We start from the raw sequence: 11,748 nt of genomic DNA on the forward strand, positions 1-11,748 counted from the left end.
ACTAAATGCATTAAGAATATATGATCCATTTCAGATGCATTGATTCGCTACTTTGTTGAATTGATAATTGTAACCACTATCAATGCGAGAGACGCCAATGCACTGGCCAATCCTACAGTGGCAGCCGCTGATAATCCTTTCTTGTCAGGTTTGGCGGGTACATATATTTCTGCTCCTGGTTTTACTTTCGGATAACTGTTGAAGAATAACATCTTCCTTGTGCTTTTCACTTCACCATTCGCGTATACTATATAACTTCTTCTCCTCAATGCCTGAGAGGTAAATCCACCCGCTCCGCGCACATAACTCCTGAAGGAGAAGCTATTGTCAAACCGTACCTTCTTGGGGAAATACACTTCTCCAAATAATTGCACTGTTTGTAATTTCTTAGGGATTCTGATCACATCTCCCTCTTCCAGGAACAGATCGTATTTGGAACCTGGATGTTCAAGGATCTCTTCCAGCTGTATACCCAGCAATTGCTGGTTGCGTTCCACAGTTGCGCGGGTTCTCGCAACGTCGATACTATCCCTTACTTTATTATTGAATACTTCCAGCTTGCTCAGGAGAAAAGTACTGTCCTGCTCATTGATAAAAGTTCTCCGTAATAACAACGCGCCTTCAGCAGAAGCATCCGGGCGTAAACCACCCGCTCTTTTGATAACGTCGGATATACGTTCTTTCTTGGTATTGATGGCATAAATGCCCGGATAAACGATTTCACCGTTCACTACAACATTGGCCTGCTCACTATAGGAAGGAGATCTGCGCACCACTACCTCGTCAAATGGTTGCAATACATAGGACGCCGCTGCCGGACTACCTGAAAGGTCTGCGTTAATGTCAAACTGGTCAGTGATGGCCATCCTGATATCTGTTGAGTCATAAGTACCCCTTGTTCGGATACGACGGGATATTTCTATATGTTTAAGACTGGCGGCATCCCTGAGGCCCCCCGCCATCAGGATAAGATCTTCCAGGCGCATGCTGTCGCCATAGCTAAAATATCCCGGCTGATTTACTTCACCCATAATCTTCACCAGGTATGGTTCCCTCAGGGCAAGTTTGGAAAATATGACCACGCTGTCTTCCCGCTGCAACACCGGATTGTTTTTTCCTGCTATGGCATCCAGTACGTTAAAATTGATAAAGGCTGGCGTATAATCTTCCTGTAATCTGCGGATCATACCACGGGAGGTAGCCGCTATTTCCTGGATTCCGTCAGCACGTTTGATGAGATCTCCTACAGTCATCTTCTCCTCCAGAGCATAATCACCCGGATGGAATACCGCACCGGCGATGGTCACACGGTTCGTATAACGGCTTACAATTGAATCAATGTAGAACTTGTCGCCCGACTTCAAACGGAAGAAGGCTACAGAATCTGCCGGAATATTCACAAACTCCCTTGCCTTACTGGTAATACGTAATGCGCGGATCACATCGTGGAAAGAATTGTCAGTATAACCACCAGCAAAATCGATCACATGCTGCAGTGTTTCGTTGTCTTTTGTCTCAAAAACAGCCGGACGTTTGATCTCTCCCAAAAGCTCTACCCTCATTTTATAAGGATTCACCTTTACGATGTCCTGGTCCTGTAATACCACATTGTTGGTAAGATCTCCATGCAGCAGGAAATCATAGAGATCAAAGCTGGCAAGTTTCCTTCCGTTGCGGATCACATCTATATTCCTGAATGAACCGTTTTCGTTTGGTCCGCCAGACACATATAAAGCATTCGCCACAGTTGCCAGCGACGGTAATGTATATGTTCCCGGACGGATGATCTCACCGATCAGGGTTACTTTAATACTACGAATATTACCCAGGGATACCTGAACAGACGTATTACCGGTCTTAATACCACCATAAATAGTACTCAATTGTTTGGTAATACGTGTTCTGGCCTCTTCTATAGTCAAACCATTCACATAAACCGGCCCCAGGTAAGGAATCCTGATATAGCCTTCCGGACTTACCTTTAAGGTATGCTGTACCTCAGAATAGCCATAGACATCTATAATCAGTTCATCGTCCGTCGCAATCTTATAATTGGAAGGGGTCGCCATGCGTAAGTTTGGCTCGAATGTGAGGTTCTGATTACTAAACAATTCGGTACCGAATATCTTTCTGCGGCGCTGTTCTTTTTCAAAATCTTCCTTATCCTTGATCTGCTTATACATTTCACGCCAGTAATAAATCGTATCTGACGGTCCACTGTATTGCCTGCCGGAAGTATCCGAAGCGAAAATATTATCATTGCTTCTTGTGGGAGAAAGCTCCTTGTCAAGGTTTAACTGCGTAATACGGGCCTTTAACTTTGCCACTTCAACATCAGGGACTCCTCTTTGCGCAGCATAATCATCTATCTGGGAATAAGTAACGCCCTTAGCCTTCATCTGAGCCACCAGCTGCCTGATCTGATCATCAGAAAGATTATCCACCTTTACCTGGCTCATTTGTGCCTGCGACACACCTGACTGGGCACGAACACAATAACCAAAGGCCAGCAGTAACAGTTGCAGCAGTAATACTTTTTTTAACATGAATTTATTGGATAACAAATATTCGGATTAATATAATATCGACCATTACCCCTCTATTGCCCGGAATTTCCTCTTCGGAAAAATCAGGTGCAAATCTATTAAAAATAACATATAAATATTAACATAGTGGAAACCAATTAAATAATTGTCATATGAAGACCGATTCACTCTAAAATGGCTAATGTACCTTGTTAATACCTTATAGTCAATCATCAACAATTATCATTCGTTTACATATATGTATATAACGAACTTCCGGCCCTGCTGTTACAGCAGATGATTTCCAGCAACCGGTATTAATGGAAAAGGGATCTTTGTAAAAAGACCCCTCTATTCAGAAACCGTGCCACGGTTCCTACTTAATTTATTTATTACGCCTTGACAAAGATCTGTGTTATATCTTTCTCAAACTCCTCCTCTTCTTTATAAATCCACTCCCTGTAAGCTGCAAAATTACCGATATGCTTGTCATAATCTGTCAGGCAGGAATTGATCATTTTCACTATCTGCGGAATATTACTCCTCCTGTCTGCTATCTTATACTGCTCTGGCAGGGGTACATCCTCCTGAAAAGCAGCAGAACCTCTTTTGCCAGTGATCACGCAACATTTATAAATGGCTGCCTCTCTGGGAAAACGGTCCTTACCGGGATGGTGACCAAAGTCAATATAGACCATCGACTCCTTTAAGAGCTCTCCCACCTGGGCAGGCGTCAGTTTCTGCAAGGGTATCCATTTAGCTTCGGGCATCGCCGCCATGATCTTTTTGGTAAAACGGAACCCCTTCAACGGATTATACAATATCTGGGGCTTTTTGGCAGTCAGGTCTACCTCCTGGGATGCTTTCAGGAAATCTGCATTCAGATAATCAGACAGATATATTGCGTCTATCTTCCATTGTCTCAGAAAGTCAAGGGCATATTCAGACTGCGCAAGGTGATAGCTGAATTTACCCCTCACTTTACCATTGAGCGTAACTGCCCTGTGTAACCATTTTATTTTCAGCTTCCGGATCATCCGGTAGTGTTTTGGCGCCTCAATGGCCTTGAACAGGTTGTCGACACTCAGCCACCAGGCACATTTCCGTATTTTTTTGAACTGGTCGGCAAAATAGAAATACAATTCAGGGATGATAACCAGATTCTCCTCCCGGTCGTCCACCTCCGTCACATACTTACAATTGTATTTGAGATAGTTCTCGCTGACAGGCTGCTCTACATTATTGGGGTAGTAATACATCGCCACATCAAACCCTCTTTTCCCCAACTTATAGGCCAGCTGGTGCAATAACTCGGGCCCACCGGAAGCTACCCGGGGTGGGCACATTATATAGATCCTGGTATTTTCATGGATCTGGATCGTATCAGACATATCGCCTTGCTGTTATTTAGATGTTTTTAAGAATTGCCTCACCTGGTAAAGCGCCGATCCTACCACCTGGTGCATATCATAATAGCGGTATTCCGCAAGGCGGCCTCCAAATATGACATTGGTCTCCTGGTCTGCCAGCGTTTTGTACAACTTATAGACCCTCGCATTGGTATCGTCGTTAATCGGATAATATGGTTCCAGGCCCCGGCTCCACTCCTGTGGATATTCTCTTGTGATAACAGTGTGAGACTGCTGACCGAATTCAAAGTGCTTATGCTCTATGATCCTGGTATAAGGCACTTCCCTTTCTGTATAGTTCACCACGGCATTTCCCTGGTAATTATCAATGGCCAGCTGCTCATGTTCAAAACGTAGGCTCCTGTATTCCAGCATGCCATGACGGTAATCGTAGAATTCATCGAGCTGGCCTGTGAATACCACTGTTTCCGCCAGGGCCGACAGTTCTTCCTTTGCCGTGCAGAAGTCAATACCCATTCTTACTTCTATGCCCTTCAACAGGCCTTCTGTCAGCTTATTATAACCACCAACAGGGATGCCCTGGTACTTGTCATTGAAGTAGTTATTATTGTAAGTGAACCGTAAAGGGAGACGTTTGATAATAAATGCTGGCAATTCACTGGCTTTCCTGCCCCACTGTTTCTCTGTATATCCTTTGATCAGCTTTTCGTAGATGTCCACTCCTACCAGGGAAAGCGCCTGTTCTTCGAGGTTCTGCGGCTCCCTGATATTCAGCGCCGCCACCTGCTTGTCGATGATGGCTTTCGCATCCTGCGGGGTTTTCACTTTCCACAGCTGGTGGAAGGTATTCATATTGAACGGGAGGTTGTACAACTCGTCCTTATATACTGCCAGTGGTGAATTCACATAGTTATTGAACTCTACGAAGGAATTGACGTAATCCCAGATAGGCTTATCGTTTGTATGGAAGATGTGAGCGCCATACTTGTGTACATTAATGCCGTTGACATTCTCACAATAGATATTACCGCCACTATGCAGACGCCGGTCTATCACGAGTACCTTTTTCCCCGCCTTCCTGCATTCGTGCGCAAATACCGACCCGAACAATCCACTCCCCACAATTAAAACATCAAATTCAGTCATTCATTCAGTTTTGTGTCCGGCTCCTGCAATGTACAGGGGGGACTATCTATCTCTATGGAAATTACTGTGTAAACGGCTGTCGCATAAGCGTAGCGCCTTTCGAATATAAAAAGCTGTAAAAAGTTTCGTTGGTATAGGCCTGGCTTCAAAAATATCACTTGCTGGTGCTGAACTACAGTCTTAAATATCCGGCTGCAAAGCTATTAAAAATAACATATAAATATTAACATCATGAAAACCAGCCATCTTGTTCCATAAGAGTCTGGAATACGCTATTTTTTTCCTGCAACTCAATCCAGCCGCGGCCGTTTCTACGTTTGTATCTTTAAAATATACAGGCAGAGTGCCTGAGCGACAATACAACTCAAATCCCAAATCTACAACTAACTCCCCAAGGCCATGAGCTTTCAGACATTCCACGCACAATTGTTAGAAAACGCCGATTTTCTTAAGCCAGTAGCAATGGCTTTAACCAAAGACCAGGAAGCAGCAAAGGATCTTTACCAGGAAACGCTGTATAAAGCGCTGAAAAACAAAGACAAATATCTGGAAGGAAGTAATATCCGGGCATGGTTATATACCATTATGCGCAACCTCTTCATCAATGACTACAGGAGATCCGCCAAATATTCCAGTTCTTTGGAACTCACAGCCAATATCACGAACAGTACACTGGCCGAGGTAAACGCGGAAAATATGATCCGTACCAAAGAAATAAAGGGAACCTTGTACAAGCTCCCTTTATCATTTAAGAAGCCGCTTCTGCTGTATTGCGATGGCTTCAAATATCATGAGATCGCCGAAATGCTGCACGAGCCTATGGGCACAGTTAAAAGCAGGATACACCTAGCCCGCAAACTGTTATGTACGACGATGTCCCGCCACTAGCGTTTTCCGCCATATACCAGCTGCAGATACCTCTTTTCAATGCTCGACCGGTAGAGGTAAAAGGGAAGCTGTACAATGGCAAAAACCAACAGTAACAAAGGATGTGGCCACATATAAAACAGGGCGGTAAAGGTGATTACAAGTCTCGCATATTCCAGGTAAAACACCCAGCGCCGTTGTTCCATAATGGCGCCAACGTTCACCAGCGTCAGTAAAATGACCAGGGTAATGCACAGCTGGGCAAAGACAGGCACATAATTTTCAAACAACAGGAAGAGGAACAACAACAGAAGAATGGCCCCCATTTGTCCTACCACATACTGCTGCAATTTCTTTGAAGTCCCTACAGTGGTATTACGGAACAGGAAGCGCTCTTCCAGTTTTGGGCGAATCTCCGGATCTATATGATCAGGCTTACCAAACACTACATTCCAGCGGGCCCTGAAGCCTTTGCTCTGTTTTAACGTATAGTATATTTCAAGAATGAAATGAAAATGCTGCCATAAAAAACTGTGGCTGTCGAGTGGTTTTGTCAGGCCATATTCAGGTTCCTCTTCTTCCTGGGCAAAAGTTCCAAACAGCTTGTCCCATATAATGAAGACATCCCCATAGTTCTTGTCCAGGTATTTATCATTGGATGCATGGTGCACCCTGTGATGAGAAGGTGTTACAAAGATATATTCAAGAATACCCAGCTTACCAATGGTCCTGGTATGGATAAAGAAAGGATAAATGCCATGTACCAGCTGCACGCTGATAATCATTGCTGCGGGAAAACCGATCACCGGCAATATTGACCAGAAGCACATCCTGAAGAAGGCCTGGAATACAGTGATACGAGCCGACACCGTATAATTGAAATCTTCACTCTGATGATGGACCACATGAGCCGCCCAGAGCACATTTACTTCATGCGCCAGACGATGGTACCAGTACCAGATAAAATCTGTAAGAATGAGCAAGGCTATCCAGAGCAGGACACTGGACCTGATGTTAAACAACCCAAAATGGTGTTGCAGGTAATCATAGACAAAATAGAAAATACCTACAGTGAAGGTATCCAGCAGTCTTTCTGCGATGCCGATATTAATGTTGCTGACTGAACTACTGAAGCCGAAATAGTTCTTCCCTGTTTTCCGCGCCACCAGGTATTCTATCCCCATCAATCCAAGGAATAGCGGGACGGCCCAAGCCATGTGATTTAAATGCACGTGATTTAGTTTCGATTACAGATAAAATCTCCATTGCTTGGTGGCCAACAGAGTGAAATCAAAACAATATTACAATTTTTCTCACATATTAGTCCATCATTTTTGTAGACAAATAGAAAGCCAATTACAAATGTGCAGTAAACCACACATCTGCAATTGGCATCAGGTATTAGAATTGGGCGCGGAAGCCGATTGGTATTTCCTTCCTTTCGAAGGAAGGCTCATTTTGATTCATGACCTCTGCAATGGTCATGGGACGGGTAATAACGTTATCAAACCCATGTTTGCCAGACAGTTGCTGTGCTTTTGGAACAGACAGTTTACCAAATTCATATTTGGCGATCAACCTGCCTTTCCGCATCAATGCGCTGTCTATCTGGGATAGATCGCTGTTGAAAGTACATACTATCTGTACATTTAAACAATCAGCCAAAAGGCCGTCTGACAGGTTTAACAGGTTCGAGACAGATGAATTGCCTGTTGTCTTCCTGTCCATAATAATGTTTTCAGCATCTTCGATGACCAGGATCGTGTTGGGATTGCTGATCAACAGGTCTATGAAATCTGGCGACATGATATTTCCTGCCACAGAAGGCGACAGGAACATTACACGTTTCTTTAACCTTCCGATCAGGTAACGCAGGTAAGTGGTCTTACCGGTGCCCGGAAGTCCGTGTAGCAGCACGATACCTTTATCATCATTGGTGTTCAACCGTTTGTAGATCAACTGATCGATTTCCCTGAAATCATCTTCGTAAAATAAAGAGAGATCCAGCTTCGTCCTCTTAAATTCCATCGCTCTGAGTTTCAAACCCTGATCTCCTGTTGTGATAAGATTGATCTCATATTTCTTGCGCTTTTCGCGGGTACGGTATTTACGTACCAATGTTGTCACTTCAGTGATAAACTCCGGGGATGTTCCATTGTGTAATATCTCACAGTAATCATCGCCGAATTCGATCACACTCTCATTATTCATGACGATGAGGGCAAGATCATGTTTATATTCTTTGTCTTTATCACCGATCTCTTCTCTAAGATAAACTTTCGTGATACGGTCTGCGAATGCTTTTCTGAATGCCTCCAGTGATTTTTCTCCATTCAGAGAATAAATAAAATTGATATTGGGCAAAGCATTAAAGCTATACAGATATAAAGCCCTGCCTTCCATTAATCCATTATCAAAAATATTATCGCCACCAATCATCCGCTTCTGTATAATGTTGTCCATGTTGTTTAAATAGGTATGCAAATGTACATGTTGGTTATCATATACCGGAACGCACTCCTGGCGTCCGGCAATGACAACGGGGGGTTAATGCAAATCTAAGATGAAAACAATGTGTTGATGATTGATGAAGGTTCAATTTAAGCGGGGTAAGAATACCCCGCTTTACGTTAACTAATTGTACCTACTCAATCCAAAATATCATAAAAAAACCCGGTCAGTTTGCACAGACCGGGTTAATAACGTTAACGTGTATACTACGTCATCGCATACCTGGTCTGACTAGTGCTGCTATCATCAGCACTACGCTCCAATCCGCAGACTGGCCCTGGTTACTATGTCTTTTTATCTGTTTGCCTTTCATTCAGTTTAGCTGAAAAGAAAAAGCCCCGGGGCCTTGGTCCCGGGGCTTTATATATGCTAATAAGTTATTCTCATTTAAACTTATAACATGCCCGGAACCCGCTGCGACCACCCTTCTCAAAGGATGCTGGCGTTGTGTTCATGTGAATTTGTGTATTGAGCATGTTGTTAAATAGTTTATTCGTTAATGATAGTGCAAATATATATCGATTATTGGAACTTTAACAAATTTTTTGCACTTTTTTCTTTAAAGATTTTCTATCCCGTTTCTATCCGTGCTATAAAAATACCGGTGGCATTCAACCACCGGCACTTATTTTTACTCCAAAGGGTACCCAAAACAACAGACGATGAGAGGTCGACCTATTTATATCAATAACATGCTTTCTGCTTCTTCGTCAGGAGCATTCACTGTATCATTTGTCACCACATCATCTTCTGTTGATGCTCCTTCATATTGTTTAGCCAAACGTTGCATCTGACGGATATGCCGTTCAATGTGTTTGGTAAGGAAATAGATATATTGATAGATATCCAGTTTACCTAAATGGTTCACAGACATGTTGGTCAATACCAGCATACCTTCGCCATTCTTCAGCAAACTAAGGTTATACATACATTGTGCGAACTGTTGTTTGAGCAACGCTCTGATATCCCTCATATCCTGCAGACCACTTGGTTCCAGGTGTTCAGGCCTGATCCAGCCAAATGAACGGCTACCAATTACGTCGATCTTATCGAACTTATCCTGGTAGTCTGCCGGTAAGATGACAGCGTTTGCGGAACGTTTACGTTCCAGTGCTCTGCGTGTGCTCTTATTAATAATAAGCAACAGAAAATAGTTGGTCAGGCTGATATGCTCCAGTACCTCCCGGATATTCCACTGGTTTGTATCCGGTTTAAAGTGTAACAGGTCGAAATCTTTTTCGAACCAGGTGTCTAACTCCCTGAAGTTGGTAAGCAAAGCCTCTCTTACTGATTGAATTACGTTTCTCATGATCTATCGGTTTGGGGTTATGCACCTGACCAGCTCCACTTTCTGTATACGGCTCTGGCACATAACAGTATTTATTGAATATTTATAAAAAAACCCGGCTCCATCAAATGGGCCGGGTAGCATATACATAAGTTCTATGTTGGCTACATACCATACCCATTAGGCTTCCTTAAGGCGAAGCCATCCTTTCGTACAATCACCGCCGGCTTTACCGGACGATATATATACCTTACAGTTATCCCACAGTTGTCTTGCTCAATCATCGTTTAGATTCTTCTAAAGCAAAAAGTCCCGCAATCTCTGCGGGACTTTTGTTATATCATTTGATAACTTGAAATTCGTTAACAATTGGTGCAACATACCCGCAACCTACTTCTGGCCTGCTTTTGCTTACAGGACACCGCCGAAATAGTATATTCTGGATTGCGTTTCATTTTTTTTATTGCTAACACAAAGGTATTTTTTATTTTTTTTATTTCCGCATTTTAACTAATAAACTTTTTCTATACTCACATCAATTTTTTGTTAACAGGCAGGTATACCTTAAATCCGCATGCGCCCCTGATTCCATAAAGCTATATCCATGGCGCTTTCCGGTTAAAATTGATCCCCATCATATATATATCCTGTGTTGCAATAAAACTTTGGTATGTGCGAATGCTGCACCCGTTCTGGCCCTGTTACCCGACGACTATTTACATTACTTCAATGCCGATAGCCCATTCTACTGTCTATATTCAATCAACCCCACTTGCAATCAATACTGACAGCCCATTTCACCGCCTATATTCAATCCATCCCACTTGCCGTCAATGCTGACAGCCTATCCCACTGCCTATATTCAATCCATCTCACTTTCCGTCAATACTGACAGCCCATTCTACTACCCAATATTCAATCTATCTCACTTGCCGTCAATGTGGTTCCTCAAAACAATTTCAACTGCACCTGCGGACGCTCAAACAGTGATGTATTGAACTCAAAGCGTTCCTGGTTCAATCCAAGTCTTTTCGTGTGTACTTTAAACTGCTGACGGATCATATCCGCAATATTCCCCGCTCCTCTCATCCGCCGGCCGAAATCACTGTCATTCACATGGCCACCATGCAGACTCTCTATCTGATGCCATACTTTATCGGCCCTGTCGGGAAAGTTCTTATACAACCAGTCGTTGAATATGATCTTCACTGCATCATTCAGCCGGACGACGGTATACCCTGCAAACTTCGCACCATTTGCTGCAGCTGCTTCCAATAAAGCCGGCATTTCATGGTCATTCAGTCCTGGTATCATCGGCGCAGTCATCACTCCTACCGGGATTCCCAGGTCACTCAGCTCTTTCACGATCTTCAGGCGCTGCGCTGCAGTGGTAGTACGCGGTTCCATTTTCTGTCGCAGGTCCTCCTGCATAGTAGTGATGGATACATATACACATACGAGGTTATGCTGTGCCATCTGCTGCAGGATATATTTATCTCTCAGCACCAGCGAGTTTTTTGTAATAATCCCAATCGGCTGCTTATAATCCAGCGCGATAGCCAGCAGCTGGCGGGTCAGGAACATCTTCCTTTCCAGCGGCTGATAACAGTCGGTATTGCCGGAAAGAGAAATAGGCTTGGAAACCCAGTTCTTATTATCAAGGAATTTCTTCAACAATTCCGGCGCATTGCGCTTCACCACAATCTTTCTCTCAAAATCAAGTCCCGCGCTCATACCCCAGAACTGATGCGCATTACGCGCATAGCAATAGATACAACCATGCTCACAACCCTGGTAAGGATTCATGGAATACCACATCCCTACATCGGGGCTGTCCACTTTATTGACCAGCGTTTTTGCATGCTCTTCCAGTATCTGGGTAGGCACATCCGCCTGCCACCACTCATCGATGCCTTCTACATGCTCCTGCGCATACTCATTCCGGAGATACTTGTTCTTTGGATTTAACTGGGCTCCACGTCCTTTGTAATAGGGATTTTCAGGAATCCCCTCCTGAAATGGCAAGGTCATACAGCTAATA

Annotated in this window: 8 protein-coding genes; 1 reads left to right on the forward strand and 7 read right to left on the reverse strand. The window is 43.6% G+C overall.

Annotated features, from left to right (window positions below; translation table 11 throughout):
• Window positions 1-47: 47 nt before the first annotated feature.
• The 3 genes from BLR32_RS19415 to glf all read right to left on the reverse strand — a co-directional run bounded on the left by BLR32_RS19415 (window position 48) and on the right by glf (window position 5,041).
• A complete protein-coding gene (locus BLR32_RS19415; RefSeq protein WP_089834503.1) occupies window positions 48-2,546 on the reverse strand; it encodes an SLBB domain-containing protein in 2,499 nt (832 codons plus the stop codon).
• A gap of 371 nt (window positions 2,547-2,917) precedes the next feature.
• Window positions 2,918-3,916 carry a hypothetical protein gene (locus tag BLR32_RS19420; RefSeq protein WP_089834504.1) on the reverse strand — a complete coding sequence of 333 codons (999 nt, stop codon included), beginning with the start codon at window positions 3,914-3,916 and terminating at the stop codon, window positions 2,918-2,920.
• 12 nt (window positions 3,917-3,928) lie between these two features.
• Window positions 3,929-5,041 (reverse strand): UDP-galactopyranose mutase, encoded by a 1,113-nt coding sequence (gene glf, locus BLR32_RS19425; protein WP_089834505.1) that lies wholly within the window; start codon window positions 5,039-5,041, stop codon window positions 3,929-3,931.
• A gap of 399 nt (window positions 5,042-5,440) precedes the next feature.
• On the opposite strand from glf, the gene BLR32_RS19430 reads away from it, so the two are divergent.
• Entirely contained in the window at window positions 5,441-5,929 is a 489-nt protein-coding gene (locus BLR32_RS19430; protein WP_089834506.1) for an RNA polymerase sigma factor, read from the forward strand.
• On the opposite strand, the gene BLR32_RS19435 is transcribed toward BLR32_RS19430, so the two are convergent.
• The 4 genes from BLR32_RS19435 to BLR32_RS19455 all read right to left on the reverse strand — a co-directional run bounded on the left by BLR32_RS19435 (window position 5,926) and on the right by BLR32_RS19455 (window position 11,738).
• Complete coding sequence (locus tag BLR32_RS19435; RefSeq protein WP_176842347.1) at window positions 5,926-7,125, reverse strand: sterol desaturase family protein; 1,200 nt, start codon at window positions 7,123-7,125, stop codon at window positions 5,926-5,928. The two genes, BLR32_RS19430 and BLR32_RS19435, sit on opposite strands and share 4 nt — an antisense overlap.
• A 184-nt stretch (window positions 7,126-7,309) precedes the next feature.
• Window positions 7,310-8,371: an AAA family ATPase gene (locus tag BLR32_RS19440; protein ID WP_089834508.1), complete on the reverse strand. Its 1,062-nt coding sequence runs from the start codon at window positions 8,369-8,371 to the stop codon at window positions 7,310-7,312.
• Between the two features lie 727 nt (window positions 8,372-9,098).
• Entirely contained in the window at window positions 9,099-9,728 is a 630-nt protein-coding gene (locus tag BLR32_RS19450) for a DinB family protein (protein WP_089834510.1), read from the reverse strand.
• Window positions 9,729-10,655: 927 nt separating this feature from the next.
• Entirely contained in the window at window positions 10,656-11,738 is a 1,083-nt protein-coding gene (locus BLR32_RS19455) for a PA0069 family radical SAM protein (RefSeq protein WP_089834511.1), read from the reverse strand.
• Between the last annotated feature and the right edge of the window lie 10 nt (window positions 11,739-11,748).

Source organism: Chitinophaga filiformis, from assembly GCF_900102545.1.
Classification (GTDB): Bacteria; Bacteroidota; Bacteroidia; order Chitinophagales; family Chitinophagaceae; genus Chitinophaga; species Chitinophaga filiformis.